This window comes from Actinoplanes sp. NPDC026619 (assembly GCF_040638295.1).
Taxonomy (GTDB): Bacteria; Actinomycetota; Actinomycetes; order Mycobacteriales; family Micromonosporaceae; genus Actinoplanes.
Genome location: NZ_JBEZYA010000024.1, coordinates 1 through 15249, shown reverse-complemented (window position 1 = coordinate 15249; position 15249 = coordinate 1). Strand labels below are relative to the sequence as shown.

Below are 15249 nucleotides of genomic sequence, written 5' to 3'. Positions count from 1 at the left end.
AGTGGTTGTTTTCAGATGCGGAGCGCGGTGGAGGAGACCCGGGCCAGCTCGGGGCGGGCCGGGACCAGCAACGTCGTGACGCCCAGCTCCTGGTTGACCGCGGCCAGCTGGTATTCGTAGAGCATGTCGGTGTGGTTGCGGACGCCACGGACGATCACGCCGGCGTGGTGCTCGCGGCAGTAGGCGACGGTCAGGCCGGCCCAGGCGGCGACGCCCACATTGCTCCAGCTCGCCGGGAGCGAGGCGCGCAGGGCCGCCAGCCGCTGCGCCTGGGTGGCGGCCGGCTCCTTCTCCGGGTTTATCGCGACGAGCACCACGACCCGGTCGAACAGATGCCGCACCCGGTCGACGACATCGCGATGCCCGGGCGTGAAGGGATCGAAGGTCCCCGGGTAGACCGCGTCGGGCACGGGCGTCAGGCCTGGGCGGCGATGCGGTCCAGGATGTCGTCGGCAGGGGTGCGGGCGCGCAACACGTACCGCTCGGTGTAGTCGGCCGTCGCGTCGCGCAGCGTGCGCGCGGCACCCAGCCGGGCCATCGCGGCGTAGGCGGCGATGAAGCACTCCCGCGCCGCCGCGGCGAGGATCGGGTCGGTCAGCGCGTCGCGCGCGGCCCGCTCCCACAGGCGCGGCTCGCCGGCCAGGTGCGCGGTCGCGGCATGCGCGTCGAGCGCAGCCTGCGGATCGTCGAGCAGGGTGGTCACGACGGCCACCGGGACGCGCCAGTCGTCGCCGGGCAGGTGGTCGGCGACGTCGATCTCCAGATGACCGCGAGCGGCAACCGGCGGCCGCAGCGCATCGACGTGGCGGCACAACTCGGCCACGGAGGGCGGCGAGGCCACGGAGGGCGGCGAGGCCACGGAGGGCGGCGAGGCCACGGAGGGCGGCGAGGCCACGGAGGACGGCGAGGCCACCGAGGACGGCGAGGCCACGGAGGGCTGCGAGGTCGCAGAAGGCGGCGAGGGCCGGAAGCGGGCGCGCAGGCTGCGGCCATGCGGGTCCGGGGCATCCATGGCGTACGCCACCCAAGCCGCCCGTGGCGCACCTGGCGCAAGCACCGGGAGATCTCGCCGTGCGGCCTGCCGCACGCTGCGCCACCCGGCGCCCGGGGTGTTCGCGAACGCCGCCGCCAGCACCGGGGCGAGAGTGTGCGCGAGAGCCCACCGCCGGGACAGGCCGAGCGGCCCGCCGCCCTCGAGGCCCGCTTCGAGACCGACCCGGATCCCGGCGCCGTCGGCAACCGGCAGACCGGGATCCGCGATCATCGGGCGGGCCAGCTCGAGATCTTCCGACATGCGGGAAAGGCAGATCGCCAGGCCGGGGGAGGGCGGCCCGCTCACCACCGCGGTGCGGGCCCGGCGCGCCGCGAGGAAGCCGTGGCGCAGACGGGTGCGCTCGGCGACCCCACCCGCCGCCGGCACGTCGATCGCGGCCCCGACGAAGCCGGGCGGCGCGGGCGCGAAGGCCCGGTCGGCGATGAGCAGCTCGGCGGCCTGCTCGGTCAGCTGTGTCACGTGGCGCCCCGCTCGGGTCGGCTCGTCCGGAGACGCCAAGATAGCATTCCTATCTGCTCGATAGGAATAAGCCGTTCGGCCAGTCCCTTTCGACGGCATTAAGTCGGGTTGACGGTCCCGGACGCGGCTGTGACCCTGGGGACCACAACCGAAGAAAGCGCCGCACGAACCACGGCGGAAGAGTTCCCGGATCGGCGAGCCGAGCCGGGGCGCCGAAGGAGCAAACCCTCCCCGGGAATCTCTCAGGCTCCGATACCGTCGCATGGCAGGCGTCTCTGGAAAGCCGGGACGACGTGGTCCCGCACCCATGGTGCAAACCGCCCGAGGCCGGGCGGCGAAGCTCTCAGGTACCCATGACAGAGCGGGGAGGCCACCCTCAGCAGGGAGCCTTTGCCGTGCCGGTCAGCGCCTTCGATCTCTACTCCATCGGGATCGGCCCGTCGTCCTCCCACACCGTGGGACCGATGCGTGCCGCCCGCCGTTTCGCCGCCGAGTTCCCGCACGCCACCCGCGTGCGAGCCGAGCTGTTCGGGTCGCTCGGCGCCACCGGCCGCGGCCACCACTCGGATTCCGCCGTACTGCTCGGCCTGGAGGGCGAGGACCCGGCGACGGTCGACACCGCCCGCATCGCCGAGCGGTTCGCCGCGATCCAGGAGAGCGGCACGGTGCTGCTCGGCGGCAAGCGCCCGGTCCCGTACGAGCTGGTCCTGCACCGCCGCCGCAGTCTCCCGCTCCATCCCAACGGCATGCTCTTCACCGCCTGGGACGAAAACGCCGATATGTCCCAGCAGGTGTACTACTCGGTCGGCGGCGGTTTCATCCTGGCCGAGGACGAAATGCGCCAGGCCTCGGTGGGCACGCCGGAGGAACAGCACGCGTTCGAGACCGGGGACGAGCTGCTCGCGATCTGCGCCCGGGAGAACGCCCCGATCTCCGAGATCATGCGCGCCAACGAGCGGTCCGCGCGCACCGACGACGAGATCGACAGCGGGCTGGCCGAGATCTGGGCGGTGATGCGCGGCTGCGTCGAGCGCGGCCTGCATGCCGAACAGGCCCTGCTGCCGGGCGGCCTGCGGGTGCGCCGCCGGGCCCCGGCCCTGTTCCGCGACCTGACCGCGATGCCGGACCGGCACGACCCGCTGCACGTGATCGACTGGGTCAACCTCTACGCCCTGGCGGTCAACGAGGAGAACGCGGCCGGCGGCCGGGTGGTCACCGCCCCGACCAACGGCGCGGCCGGCATCATCCCCGCGGTGCTGCACTACTACCACCGGTTCGTGCCGGGCGCCGACCAGGCCGGCGTGGTGCGCTTCCTGCTGACCGCGGCGGCCGTGGGCATCCTGATCAAGGGCGCCGCGTCCATCTCCGGCGCCGAGGTGGGCTGCCAGGGTGAGGTCGGCTCGGCCGCCGCGATGGCCGCGGCCGGCCTGTGCGAGCTGCTCGGTGGCAGTCCCGCCCAGGTGGAGAACGCCGCCGAGATCGCCCTCGAGCACAGCCTCGGCCTGACCTGCGACCCGGTCGGCGGCCTGGTGCAGGTGCCGTGCATCGAGCGCAACGCGATCGCGAGCGTGAAGGCGATCAACGCGGCCCGGCTGGCGCTGCGCGGCGACGGCACCCACCGGGTCAGCCTGGACACCGCGATCGTGACGATGCGCGAGACCGGCCGGGACATGTCGACCAAGTACAAGGAGACGTCGCGGGGCGGCCTCGCTGTGACGGTTGTCGAGTGCTGAGCCGAACCAGAAGAGTCAGGTCGACTGCGCTGCTGCCGATGGGAGCCATGAACCGAGAGCAGCGGAGTGATGTCAGTGTTGGAGACGGCGGCAGACCTGACGGGCCTGACCCTCGACCAGGAGCTGGGCCGTGGTGCGTTCACCACCGTGCACCGGGTCCGGCGCGGCTCGGACCTGTACGCCCTCAAGCGCCCCAACCCGGACAGCGCCGGCGCGCCCGGCCTGCTGTACGCGTTCCAGCGTGAGGCCGCCCTGCTGGCCTGTGTCGACGACCCGAGCGTGCCCCGCATCCTGGCCGCCGGCCGGCACGAGGGCGTGCCGGCCCTGATCCTCGAGTACATCCCCGGCGGTTCGCTCGCCGACCAGCTCACTCACGGCCCGATCGCCCCGGACCGGGTGGTCGAGCTGGCCGCCCAGCTGGCCCGTGGCCTGGCCGCCGTGCACCGGGTCGGCCTGGTGCACCGCGATGTGAAACCCGGCAACATCATGCGGTCCCCGGACGGCGTGGCGAAGCTGATCGACTTCGGGCTGGCGATGCTGGGTGCGGAGCCGGAGACCGCCGAGGACCGCGCGGTCGGCACGTTCCTCTACACCTCGCCCGAGCAGTCCGGCATGCTCAAGCGCCCGGTCGACGGCCGGTCCGACCTCTACTCGCTCGGTGTCGTGCTCTACGAATGCCTCACCGGCCAGGTGCCGTTCGAGGCCGGCGACGTGGGCGAGCTGCTGCGGATGCACCTGACCGCGCCGGTCCCGGAGATCACGACCGGCGGCCCGGCCCTCGCCGCGATCATCACCCGCCTGCTCGCCAAGGACCCGGACGACCGCTACCCGGACGCCGGCGCCCTGCTCACCGCCCTGCGGGAATGCCCGGGCGGCGAGGCCGCGGCCGTGGCCGCCGTCACCCGCTGGCCGCTGTGCGGCCGGGAGACCGAGCGGGAGGGTCTCGCCGACCGCTGGCGCCGGGCCCGCACCGGCCGTGGCGGCCTGGCCGTCATCCGCGGAGCGGGCGGCGCCGGCCGCACCCGCCTCGCCGAGGAGGCGGCCGCCCTCGTCACCGACGCCCTGGTGCTGCGGGCCGCCTGCCAGGAGGACGAGGCGCTGCCGCTCGCACCGCTGCGGGCCGCCGTCGAGGACCACCTGCGCTCCATCGCCCTGCTGCCCGCCGGGCGCCGGGCCGAGGCCGAGCAGCACATCCGCCAGGCCGCCGCGGCGGCCGGTCCGGCCCTGATCGCCCGGCTCACCGGCTCGATCGAGGAGCTGCTCGGCGACGTCGCCCGCGCCGGCGACCCCGGCCGCGACGATCACCTGTTCGCGGCCGTCGCCACGTTCCTGGCCGAGCTGGCCCGCCGGAGCAACGGCATGCTGCTGCTCTGCGACGACGCCCACTGGCTCGATCCCGGCAGCCGCGAGGTCCTCGCCCTGCTGCTGCCCGAGCTGCCCCGGGTGCCGCTTCTGCTGCTGCTCACCGAGCGGGACGGCAGCGGCGAGCCGGTCGCGGCGGAGCCCGACCTCGAACTCCGCTGCCCGTCGCTGGACGCGGCCGCGGTGGAAGCGCTGGTCGCCTCCCGGCTGCCCGGCGCCACCGTCCCGGCCGAGCTGATCGCCCACGTCGCGGCCCGCACCGGCGGCTCGCCCCTGGCCGTGGTCACCTACCTGTTGCGGCTGCTCGACGCCGGCCTGATCACCCCGTTCTGGGGCACCTGGAACTTCGACGCGGCCGCCGCCGACGCGCTGCCCGCCGCCGAGGACGTCCGCGCCCTGCTCGCCTCGCGGCTGGCCACCCTCACCGACTCCGACCGCGACTTCCTGGTCACCGCGGCCGTCGCCGGACCCCGGTTCCGCACCGAGACGCTGGTCGCCGCGGGCGGCGGCGCCGACCAGGTGGTGGCCACGGTCGCGGCCGCGGTGGACCGCCGGGTCGTGGAGGTCCGGCCCGGCGGCTGGTTCGTCTTCATGCATCCGCTGCTGCGCGAGGCCCTGCTCGACGGGGTCGGCCCGGACCGCCTGGAACGGCTGCACGCCGCCATCGCCGACGCGCTCGAGGAACTGCCCGAGCATCTGCGCGACGCCGACCACGTCTACGCGCTCGCCCGCCACCACCGCCGGGCCGGCGAGCTGATCTCCGCCGACCGTCGCCGGCGCAGCGCGCTCGTCGCCGGCCTGCGGGCCCTCGACGACATGGCGCCGGGCGAGGCGGTCGGCTACCTGGAGGACGCGTTCGCGCTCGACCCGTCGCCGAGCTCCGAGGTGCTGCACCCGCTCGCCCTGGCCTACCTTCGCGCGGCCCGGTTCGCCGAGGCCGGCTCCACCCTGGGCGCGGCGATCGGCGGGGAGAAGGACCGGCGGGTCCGCGCCCGGCTGCTGACCACCGAGATCGAGCTGCACCACACCGTGTGGGACGACCTGAGCGCGCTGAAGTCGACCGGCAAGGCGCTCGCCGAGCTGCGCCGCCCGCTGCCACGCAACCCGTTCGGCGTGGTCGTCTCCACCCTGGGCATCGGGCTCGCGGGCGCCGTCGTACGCCGTACCGGATGGGGATCTGGAAAAGCACAGGGCCGGCGCCGCGACGATCTCGCCGCACTCGCCGCCGCCCTGGATGCCGGCGGCTATGCCGCCGGAATCGGTCTTCACCTGCGCGAGGCCGGGGTGTTCGGCATGCGCGCGATGTACGCGGTGAACCGCCTCGGCCCCTGCCCCGAGTACGTCCGGGTCTACGCCCTGGTCGGTTACGTCGCCGCGGTGGTCAAGCTGCGCGGCACCGCCGAACGGCTTTTCGCCCGCGCCGCCGAGGTGGCCGGGCAGCTCGGCGATCCGGCCCTGACCGCCTACGTGGACTGGCTGCACGGCGCGGCCTGGTTGTTCGGGGCCCACGACGACGGCAGCTCCTACGAGGAGGCCATCACCAAGCACGCCCGCTGGTACGGCCCGGCCCAGCTCATCCCCGGGTTCGCCACCATGGGCCTGCGGCTGCTGCTGCGTGGCTACATCGACCAGAGTCAGGCCGAGTACGACCGTGGCCTGCGCTGGCTGGACGACCCGTCGCTGGTGCGCGGCAGCTCGTTCGCGATGCTGTCGGTGATGATCCCGGCCATGCAGGGCCGCCACGGCGACGCCGCCGCCGAGCTGACCGTGATCCGCGAGGCGCTGTCCGCGCCCACCACCCCCACCGTGCAGCGTGCCCACCTGCTGGTCGCCAACGCCTGCGCGCTCATCGAGCAGGGCGAGTTCGGCGAGCCGTTCAACGAGCTCGTCGCCGAGTGGCAGGCCCTCGGCCTGCGCGTCCGCGACATGATGACGCAGCACAAGCTGTTCTACCTCTTCCAGTCGCACGGCCGGATGGCCCAGTTGCGGATGGCCAACGACGCCCAGCGCCCGGCCCGGCTGGCCGCGGCCCAGGCCGCCGTCGACGACCTGCGCCGGGTCCGCAAGGCGTCACCGACGCTGAATTCGGCCTACCTGATCGGCGAGGCCGCCCTCGCGCAGATGGGCGGCGAGCCGCGCAAGGCCATCGAGTGGAGCGACAAGGCCGAGCGGGTGGCCCGCGAATCCGACGCGCCGGTCGTGCACTTCGAGGTGGCCCGGTTCCGCGCTCGCGCGTTCCGCCAGCTCGGCCTGCTCAACGAGTCGGACCGGCAGGCCCGCCTCGCGATCGCCCTGGCCGGCCACTACGGCTGGGAATCCCGCCGCCGCCAGGCCCGGCTCGAGTTCGGCGCCGACGAGAACGCGGCCACCAACCGGCACACGGTCGTGGACCGGCGCGACGGCGGCCGCAACCGCCGCCTCGAAGCGCTGCAGCAGGTCGGCGCGGCCGCGGCGACCCTGCTCGACCCGCAGGAGCTGGCCCGGGTCGCGCTGGACGAGATGCTGCGCATCCTGGGCGCCGAGCGCGCGCTGTTCTTCCTGCTCGACGAGGCGGGGGAGCCGGTGCAGTTCGCCGGTCGCTCGGCCGGCGGCGCCGACCTGGCCGAGATCGCCGATTACGGCGCCTCCCTGGTGCGGCGGGTCGCCGGCGACGGTGAGGCGCTCGTGGTCAGCGGCACCGAACAGGGCGCGGCACTCGGCTCGCGCAGCGCGGTCGTGCACGGACTGCGCAGCATCATGGTCGTCCCGGTGCAGTTCAAGGGCACCATGCTCGGCGTGGTCTACCTGGACAGCCGGCTGGCGCGGGGCATCTTCACCGCCGACGACGTCGAGGTCCTGATCGGCGTCACCAGCCACGTCGCGGTCTCGCTGGAGACCGCGCGGGCGGCGCAGCTGCACCTGGCCGTGCAGTCCGCGCAACAGCAGCAGGCGTTCGCCGAGATGCTGCGGGCCAGCCTGGCCGAGCTCAGCGGCATCCACGAGCCGGCCGAGCTGCTGCGCACCCTGTTCGGCATGCTCGCCGATCATCTCGACGCGGACGGCGGCCTGCTGCTCAGCCCGGACGGCTCGACCGTGGTCGAGGTGGTCGGCAAGGCCGATCCGGCCCTGCTCGGCGGTCCGGCGCCGACGGCGGTGACCGTGGGTGAGACGCCGGAGCTGGTCGGCGGCGTGCTCGCGGTGCCGCTGGCGCACCGGGACGGCCGGGCCGGGATGGCCCTGTTCAGCGCCGACTCGTTCGGCGACGGCGCCGCGCAGATCGCGTCCGCCCTGGCCACCCAGGGGATGAGCGCCTACCTCAACGCCTGCCTGTTCAGCCGGGTGCAGGAGCTGGCCACCAGCGACGAGCTCACCGGCCAGCACAACCGCCGGCACTTCTACGCCCTCGCCGGCACGCTGGTCGAGGCGGCCGCCCGGGGCGACCGGATGCTCGCCGCCGTTATGCTCGACATCGACAAGTTCAAGATCATCAATGACACGTACGGGCATGGCGTCGGCGACGAGGTGATCCGCGCCGTGGCCACCCGCGTGCGGGCGAGCATCCGCCAGTCCGACGTGCTCGGCCGCTACGGCGGCGAGGAGTTCGCCGTCGTCCTGCCCGACCATCTCGGAACCGCGGGCGAACTGGCCGAGCGGATGCGCTGTGCCGTGGGCGATTCGCCTATTCCTACCCAGGCCGGCGAGCTGACCGTGACGATCAGCGTCGGCCTGGCCCACCTCGACCCGTCCGACGCCGGCCTCGACCAGCTGCTGGCCCGCGCCGACCACGCGCTCTACCGCGCCAAGGAGAGCGGCCGGAACCGGGTTGTGGTTTCCTGAGCCGATGACGACATATCCCCGCATCCGGCAGGTCGTCCTCGACTCCACCGACGCGCGCAGACTTGCCGAGTTCTACCGCCAGATGTTCGGCCTGGACTATCGCCCCGGCGACGAGCCGCCCGCGCCCGGCGAGCCGGACGAGAACGGCCAGGACTGGCTGGTGCTGCAGGATCCCTCCGGCAGCGTCTCACTCGCTTTCCAGCAGACCGAGCCGTTTCCACACACGACCTGGCCCGAGCCGGGCGTGCCGCAGCAGTACCACCTGGACACCTCGGTCGACTCGGTGGCCGAGCTCGACGCCCAGCACGAACGGGCGCTGGCGCTGGGCGCGACGCTGCGCTTCGACCGCAGCGACGACAAGGAAGAACCCCTGCGGGTGTACGCCGATGTCGACGGTCACCTGTTCTGCGTGTTCGTCGCCTGAGTCCAGCGCCAGTTCAGTTCGGCCACGGTCGGCGCCGGCCCGGGCAGCGGCCCGCCCGCGCGCAGCCCGTCCAGCAGCATGGTGAGGTAGCGGCCGCGTAGCTCCCGGGTCCGCTCGGCGTCCGGGACCCGCGCGGCCGCGCACATCTCCAGGATCATCGTCACGTCGGCCGGCGCCGCGTCCGCGCGCATGAACGGCCGCGCCCGCTCGAACAGGCCGACGGCGAGCTCGTTGGCCCGGGTCGCGTCGGCGGCGAGCTGCTCGTCCGGCGGGAACGTGCCGGCCAGATGCACGGTCAGCGAATGCACGTCGGCGTCCACCACGCCGCGCAGGAACGACTCGAACGCCGCCCAGTAGTCCTTGATGGCCGCCGCCCGCTCGGCCTCGGCGATGAAGCGTTGCAGCCCGTCGGCGCAGAGCGTGCGCAGCATGTCCTCCTTGGAGGCGTACCGCCGGTAGAGCGCGCTGATGCCGACGCCGGCCCGCTCGGCCACCGCCGAGATCGGCGCCCGCTTGTCGGCCAGGAACACCTCCCGCGCCGCCGCCAGGATCGCCTCGTTGTTGCGTACCGCCTGTTGCGCGCGCCCAGCCGTGGTCATACCGCCGAATCTAGCAGTGGAACGGATCATTCCGCTCTGCTAGGCTGGACCGGAACGAAACATTCCGTTCCGAAAGGCCTCGTCATGATCCCCTTCCGCATCGCCATCCCTCAGGCCGACGTCGACGACCTCCACGACCGCCTTCGCCGCACCCGCTGGGGCAGCGAGATCCCCGGCCAGGGCTGGCGCCGCGGCGTCCCGGTCTCCTATCTGCGCTCGCTGGCCGATTACTGGGCCGGCGGTTTCGACTGGCGAGCCGCGGAGGCCCGGCTCAACGAGCTCCCGCAGTTCCGCACCGAGGTCGACGGCCAGACGCTGCACTTCGCCCACCTCCGCTCGGCCGACGAGCACGCCACCCCGCTGCTGATCAGTCACGACTGGCCCGGCTCGTTCGCCCTCTACCTACCGGTCGTCGAGGCGTTGCGAGACCACTTCCACCTCGTCCTGGTCAGCAACCCCGGGGTCGGCTTCTCCGGCCCGCTGACCTCGGCCGGCTGGACCACGGCCCGCAGTGCCGCCGCGCTGAACGAGATCATGGCCCGCCTCGGCTACGACCGCTACGGCGTGCAGGGCACCGGCGGCGGCGCCGCCATCGCCGTCGAGATGGGCCGCCGGCAACCGGCCCGGGTGATCGGCACGCACGTCAACGGCCACATCACGTTCCCGGGCGGCGACCCGGCCGACTTCGCCGGCCTGACCGAGGCCGAGCAGGGCAGACTGCAGCGCCTGCAGGAGTTCCGCGACGACCGGATGGGCTTCAACGCCATCCAGTCGACCCGGCCGCAGACCCTGGCCTACGGCCTGCACGACTCGCCGGCCGGCCAGCTCGCCTGGATCGCCGAGAAGTTCACCGAGTGGACCGACCCGGCCGCCGCCTTCGACCGCGACCTGCTGCTCACCAACGTGAGCCTCTACTGGTTCACCGGCACCGCCGGCTCGTCGGCCAACCTCTACTGGGAGGCCGCACACGACCCCACCGCGTGGGCGCCGAAACCCCGGTCGGTGGTCCCGCTGGGCGTCGCACTCGGCGTCACCGACATCACGATCCGCCGCTTCGCGGACCGGCAAGCCCCGGTCACCCACTGGACCGAACTCCCGGCCGGCGGCAACTTCCTGCCCACCGAACAACCGAAGCTGTACGCCGACGACGTGCGCACCTTCTTCGCCGGGCTGGCCTAGGAGGTGCGCCAGGGGCGCAGGCAGGTGTCGAGCAGGGACCACTGGCGGGCCGGGTCGGCCAGGGGGGAGCGCATCACGACGTGCACCTGCTGGCCGATCGACATCGAGAGCAGCATGTCGACCAGGCCGCTGACCGGGGTCTCCGGGCGGAGCTCGCCGTCTGCGATCGCCTCGCGCAGGAAGTCGCGCAGTTGGCCGCCCCAGAGCTCACCGACGTCGGCATCCGCCGCGGCCAGGCGGTCGTTCGCGGCCAGGCGGCCCCAGAAGCCGACCACCACGTGCGCCTCGTCCAGGGTCTCCTTGGCCAGCGGCAGGATCTCGCGCATCATCGCCTCGATCGCGTCCAGGCCGCGCCGGCCCGCCGTCGCGGCGGCGATCCGGCCGTTGGTGCGCTCGAAGACCCGCTGGTAGGCGGCCGACGCCACGGCGTCGAAGTCGTCGAAGTAGTGCCACAGGGCGCCGGTGCCGATGCCCAGCTCGGACGCGATGGCCCGGCTGCTGGCCGCGGGCAGGCCGTCGCGGGTGACCACCGCCAGGAACGCCTCGACGATCTCACCGCGCCGCTGGTCATGGTCGACGATCTTGGGCAACGTTCGTCCCTTCCTCGCGGATGAGATTACCGAGGGTGAGTTACACGGCCGTCATACGGGCGTCATCTATTTCGAGCAAGCGCTCAATATCTTTCGCTGAGCAGCGCTCAAAATAAGAGGAGCCGCAATGACCAGCCCCAGCCCCAGCCCCGGCCCCCGCCTCTCCGGCCGCCTCGGTCCCGTCGCGATCGTCTTCATGGTCGTGGCCGCCGCCGCGCCCCTCACCGTCGTGATGGCCAGCCCGATCGGCATCGCCCTGACCAACGGCGGCGGCATCCCCGCCAACTACCTGCTCGCCGGCGTCATCCTCCTGCTCTTCGCGGTCGGCTTCACCACGATGGCCCACCACATGAAGGACGCCGGCGCGTTCTACACGTTCGTCGGCGCCGGGCTCGGCCGGCACCTCGGGTCGGCCGCCGCGTTCCTGGCCCTGTTCACCTACCTGGCCATCCAGACCGCGATCTACGCGTACCTCGGCTTCTCGGTCTCCGCTCTGATTCAGACCTTCGGTGGCCCGGCGACGTCCTGGTGGCTGTGGACGCTGATCGCCATCGCGGTCGCGGCCTGGCTCGGTTTCCGCGACATCGACCTGTCGGCCAAGGTCCTCGGGGTGCTGCTCGTCCTCGAGGTGCTGGTCATCGTGGTGCTGTCGGCGGCCGTGGTGATCCGCAACGGCGTCTCGTTCGACTCGTTCAAGCCCTCCGTGGTCACCTCCGGGCCGCTCGGGCTCGGCGTGATGATGGCGTTCGGCGGCTACAGCGGCTTCGAGTCCACCGCGATCTTCCGGGACGAGGCGCGTGACCCGCAGCGCACGATCCCGCGGGCCACCTACGCCGCGGTGATCGGGATCGGCGTCTTCTACACCCTGGCCACCTGGCTGCTGGTCTGCGCCTGGGGGACCGGCCAGGTGCAGGGGATCGCCCTCGACCACCTGGCCGCCGCCGACCTCGTGCAGGTCACCGCGGTCGACTACGTCGGGCAATGGCTGTCCGACACGATCGGCGTGCTCATCTGCACCAGCCTGTTCGCCTGCGCGATCTCCTTCCACAACGTGGTGGCGCGCTACCTGCATTCGCTCGGCCGGTCCCGGCTGCTCCCGATCCGGCTGTCCGCCACGCATCCGGTGCACCGGTCGCCGTACCGGGCCTCGCTGCTGGTCACCGGGATCTCGCTGGCCCTGCTCGCGCTCTGGATGGGGCTCGGCTGGGACCCGCTCACCCAGGTCTTCACCTGGATCTCCTCGACCGGCGCGATCGGCATCCTGGGCCTGTTCGTGCTCGCGTCCGCCTCGGTCGTGGTGTTCTTCGCCCGCACCCGGCTCGACCGGCGGGTGTGGAACACCGTCATCGCGCCGATCCTCGCCCTGATCGGGCTGGCCATCGTCGGCTGGACCGCGATCAGCAACATCAGCGCCCTCACCGGGTCCACCGACTCCGGGCTCAACGCCGTCCTCATCGCCGCGCCCGTGGTGGCGCTGCTGGTCGGGCTCGCCGTCGCCGCCTATGTGCGGAGGCGGAACGAAGCGCACTGGCTCGACCTGCGCTTCGAGACCCGCGAGGCGGGACTGGTCGGCCAGATCACCGAAACCGAAGGAGCAACCGCATGACCACCAGCACCGAGCGGCACCCGGCCGGGCCTGGCGACCGCCTCGCCCACCCCCTGGCTCCCTTGGCGGCCGGCGAGATCGAGGCGCTGCGTGTTGCCGTCGAGAAGGCCGGCCTCGGCGGAGCGGCTACGCGGTTCTCGTACGTCATGCTTCGTGAACCCGCCAAGAGTGACGTGCTCGCCCAGCGTGCCGATCTCCCGCGCGAGGTCTCGGCCCTGCTCACCGACCTCGGGACGGGTGCGGTGACCTCGGTGATCGCCGACGTCACGGACGTCGCGTCGCCCTCGCTCACCAGCGCCGACGTGCTCGACCCGGCGGTCGACGGGGTCGCGCCGAGTCTCGACGAGGACTTCGTGCTGGCCGACGAGATCTGCAAGGCCGACCCCGGCTACGTGGCGGCCCTGGCCCGGCGCGGCATCACCGACCTGTCCCGGGTCCGCGTCGTGGCGCTCTCCGCCGGTGTCTTCGGCTACGCCGACGAGGTGGGGATCCGGGCATGCCGGGCGCTCGCGTTCTGGCAGGAGTACCCGAGCGACTCGGTCTGGGCGCACCCGATCGACGGCATCGTCGCGCACATCGACCTGACGAACCGGAAGATCCTCCGCCTGATCGATACCGGACACCTCGAAGTGCCCGCCGAATCGGGCGACTACCTCGACCCGGCGGTCCGCGGCCCGGAGCGGACCACCCTGCGGCCGATCGAGATCACCCAGCCGGACGGGGTCAGCTTCGCGCTCGACGGCGACGTGCTCAGCTGGGAGGGCTGGAGCGTGCGGCTCGGCTTCAACGGCCGGGAAGGGCTCACCCTGCACCAGCTCAGCTTCGGCGGGCGGCCGATCCTCTACCGGGCGTCGGTCAGCGAGATGGTGGTCAACTACGGCGACCCGTCACCCACGCACGCCTGGCAGAACTACTTCGACGTGGGGGAGTACCAGTTCGGTCGGCTCGCCAACTCCCTCGAGCTCGGCTGCGACTGCCTGGGCGAGATCGTCTACCGCTCGGCGACCGTCGCCGACGACCTCGGGCAGCCGCGGGAGATCGCCAACGCGATCTGCATCCACGAGGAGGACTTCGGGGTGCTGTGGAAGCACACCGACATGTTCGCCGGCACCAAGGAGACCCGTCGCCAGCGACGCCTGGTGATCTCGTTCTTCGTCACGGTCGGCAACTACGATTACGGCTTTTACTGGTACCTCTATCTGGACGGCAAGATCGAGCTGGAGGCGAAGGCCACCGGCATCGTCTTCACCTCCGGCCATCCGGGCGGCGATTATCCGTACGCCACGGAAATTGCTCCTGGTCTTGGCGCTCCCGTTCATCAGCACCTGTTCTGCGCGCGCCTGGACACGATGATCGACGGTCCCGCCAACGCCGTCGACGAGATCGACATCGCCCGGGTCCCGGTGAGCGACGCCAATCCGTGGGGTAACGCGCTGACCCGTACGATCACTCGCCTCGGCACCGAGAGTGAGTCCGCCCGGGAGGCCGACAACCGCATCGGCCGGGTCTGGCGCATCTCCAGCTCGTCGACGACGAACCGGATGGGCCACGCCCCCGCCTACGTGCTGCACCCCGAGGGCAAGCCGCTGCTGATGGCCGACCCGTCGTCGTCGGCCGTGTCGCGTGCGGCGTTCGCGACGAAGAGCCTGTGGGTCACCCGCTACGCCCCCGACGAGATGTGGGCGGCCGGCCCGGTCGTCAACCAGCACCCGGGCGGGGCGGGTCTGCCGTCCTATGTGCGGGCCGGCCGGAACATCGACGGCGAGGACATCGTGGTGTGGCACACTTTCGGCCTCACCCACTTCCCGCGCCTGGAGGACTGGCCGGTGATGCCCGTGGACTACGCCGGTTTCACGCTCGCCCCGGATGGTTTCTTCGACCGCAACCCGACCCTGGACGTGCCGGCGACGCCGGGCTCCGGCGACCACTGCTGCCGATGAGACAGCTGACCGGGCGGGCCGCCGCGGTCCTCGGCGTGGCCGGCTCGCTCGGCCACCTCGCCCTGGCCGGCGAGCACGCCCGGCACGCCCCGGTGCTGACCGCCGGAATGCTGCTGCTGGCGCTGGTCTGCGCCCGCTGCAGCGTCCACCTGTGGCGCCGCCCGGCCGACCCGGTGGCCTGGCGCGACACGGTGGTGCTCGCGGTGGTGATGGCCGGGATGCACGCGCTGGCCGGCGGCCTTTCGGCCACCTTCCTCGCGGTGCCGTTCCTCCAGGTCGGCCTGTGGTTGCTGGCCATTACGGCGGTACGCTCGCCCAGTGGGTAAACAGAATGGTCGCATCGGGCTCACCACCGCGATGATCCGGATGGCATTCCTGGTGAATGCGGCCTAGTAACTAATCAGGTCGGCTGTTTCGGGCCGGTTTGATCTTGCCGGGGTTGTTCGGCAGGATGTCCGGGTGCCTGAGATGCCGTCCATCGTGGAGC

At 72.4% G+C, this 15249-nt stretch carries 11 protein-coding genes and 1 riboswitch; of the genes, 7 read left to right on the top strand and 4 right to left on the bottom strand.

Features of this window, described 5'->3' with window-relative positions; translation table 11 throughout:
- Nucleotides 1-11 precede the first annotated feature (11 nt).
- On the bottom strand, nt 12-410 hold the full coding sequence (gene coaD, locus AB0E90_RS38670; protein WP_360416977.1) for a pantetheine-phosphate adenylyltransferase: 399 nt from the start codon (nt 408-410) through the stop codon (nt 12-14).
- A gap of 5 nt (nt 411-415) precedes the next feature.
- Nucleotides 416-1513 carry a glutamylcysteine synthetase gene (locus AB0E90_RS38665; protein ID WP_360416975.1) on the bottom strand — a complete coding sequence of 366 codons (1098 nt, stop codon included), beginning with the start codon at nt 1511-1513 and terminating at the stop codon, nt 416-418.
- A 165-nt stretch (nt 1514-1678) separates the two neighbouring features.
- Nucleotides 1679-1781, top strand: a riboswitch (glycine riboswitch).
- Nucleotides 1782-1908: 127 nt separating this feature from the next.
- On the opposite strand from AB0E90_RS38665, the gene AB0E90_RS38660 reads away from it, so the two are divergent.
- From AB0E90_RS38660 to AB0E90_RS38650, 3 genes are all read left to right on the top strand, one after another.
- A complete protein-coding gene (locus AB0E90_RS38660) occupies nt 1909-3246 on the top strand; it encodes an L-serine ammonia-lyase (RefSeq protein WP_360416973.1) in 1338 nt (445 codons plus the stop codon).
- 69 nt (nt 3247-3315) lie between these two features.
- Nucleotides 3316-8424 (top strand): diguanylate cyclase, encoded by a 5109-nt coding sequence (locus AB0E90_RS38655; RefSeq protein ID WP_360416971.1) that lies wholly within the window; start codon nt 3316-3318, stop codon nt 8422-8424.
- Between the two features lie 4 nt (nt 8425-8428).
- Nucleotides 8429-8848, top strand: coding sequence for a VOC family protein (locus AB0E90_RS38650; protein WP_360416969.1), 420 nt, complete (start codon nt 8429-8431; stop codon nt 8846-8848).
- Here the strand turns inward: AB0E90_RS38650 and AB0E90_RS38645 are convergent.
- Nucleotides 8821-9447, bottom strand: a complete 627-nt coding sequence (locus tag AB0E90_RS38645) for a helix-turn-helix domain-containing protein (RefSeq protein ID WP_360416967.1) — start codon at nt 9445-9447, stop codon at nt 8821-8823. The two genes, AB0E90_RS38650 and AB0E90_RS38645, sit on opposite strands and share 28 nt — an antisense overlap.
- An 84-nt stretch (nt 9448-9531) precedes the next feature.
- On the opposite strand from AB0E90_RS38645, the gene AB0E90_RS38640 reads away from it, so the two are divergent.
- Nucleotides 9532-10626 (top strand): epoxide hydrolase family protein, encoded by a 1095-nt coding sequence (locus AB0E90_RS38640; protein WP_360416965.1) that lies wholly within the window; start codon nt 9532-9534, stop codon nt 10624-10626.
- On the opposite strand, the gene AB0E90_RS38635 is transcribed toward AB0E90_RS38640, so the two are convergent.
- Nucleotides 10623-11216 carry a TetR family transcriptional regulator C-terminal domain-containing protein gene (locus AB0E90_RS38635; RefSeq protein ID WP_360416963.1) on the bottom strand — a complete coding sequence of 198 codons (594 nt, stop codon included), beginning with the start codon at nt 11214-11216 and terminating at the stop codon, nt 10623-10625. The two genes, AB0E90_RS38640 and AB0E90_RS38635, sit on opposite strands and share 4 nt — an antisense overlap.
- 127 nt (nt 11217-11343) lie before the next feature.
- On the opposite strand from AB0E90_RS38635, the gene AB0E90_RS38630 reads away from it, so the two are divergent.
- The 3 genes from AB0E90_RS38630 to AB0E90_RS38620 are packed head-to-tail and all read left to right on the top strand — an operon-like array spanning nt 11344 to nt 15088.
- The gene (locus tag AB0E90_RS38630) at nt 11344-12822 is read left to right on the top strand and encodes an APC family permease (protein WP_360416961.1); all 1479 of its coding nucleotides are present in this window, start codon (nt 11344-11346) and stop codon (nt 12820-12822) included.
- Nucleotides 12819-14762 carry a primary-amine oxidase gene (locus AB0E90_RS38625; RefSeq protein ID WP_360416959.1) on the top strand — a complete coding sequence of 648 codons (1944 nt, stop codon included), beginning with the start codon at nt 12819-12821 and terminating at the stop codon, nt 14760-14762. Before AB0E90_RS38630 ends, AB0E90_RS38625 begins: the two co-directional genes overlap by 4 nt.
- Nucleotides 14759-15088: a hypothetical protein gene (locus AB0E90_RS38620; RefSeq protein ID WP_360416957.1), complete on the top strand. Its 330-nt coding sequence runs from the start codon at nt 14759-14761 to the stop codon at nt 15086-15088. Before AB0E90_RS38625 ends, AB0E90_RS38620 begins: the two co-directional genes overlap by 4 nt.
- Nucleotides 15089-15249: the final 161 nt, after the last annotated feature.

Bases quoted from the DNA above. Each gene is read 5' to 3' on its own strand.
- AB0E90_RS38620 (WP_360416957.1), top strand. From the start codon at position 14,759: ATGAGACAGCTGACCGGGCGGGCCGCCGCGGTCCTCGGCGTGGCCGGC.
- AB0E90_RS38640 (WP_360416965.1), top strand. From the start codon at position 9,532: ATGATCCCCTTCCGCATCGCCATCCCTCAGGCCGACGTCGACGACCTC.
- AB0E90_RS38655 (WP_360416971.1), top strand. From the start codon at position 3,316: ATGTCAGTGTTGGAGACGGCGGCAGACCTGACGGGCCTGACCCTCGAC.
- AB0E90_RS38625 (WP_360416959.1), top strand. From the start codon at position 12,819: ATGACCACCAGCACCGAGCGGCACCCGGCCGGGCCTGGCGACCGCCTC.
- AB0E90_RS38645 (WP_360416967.1), bottom strand. From the start codon at position 9,447: ATGACCACGGCTGGGCGCGCGCAACAGGCGGTACGCAACAACGAGGCG.
- AB0E90_RS38630 (WP_360416961.1), top strand. From the start codon at position 11,344: ATGACCAGCCCCAGCCCCAGCCCCGGCCCCCGCCTCTCCGGCCGCCTC.
- AB0E90_RS38650 (WP_360416969.1), top strand. From the start codon at position 8,429: ATGACGACATATCCCCGCATCCGGCAGGTCGTCCTCGACTCCACCGAC.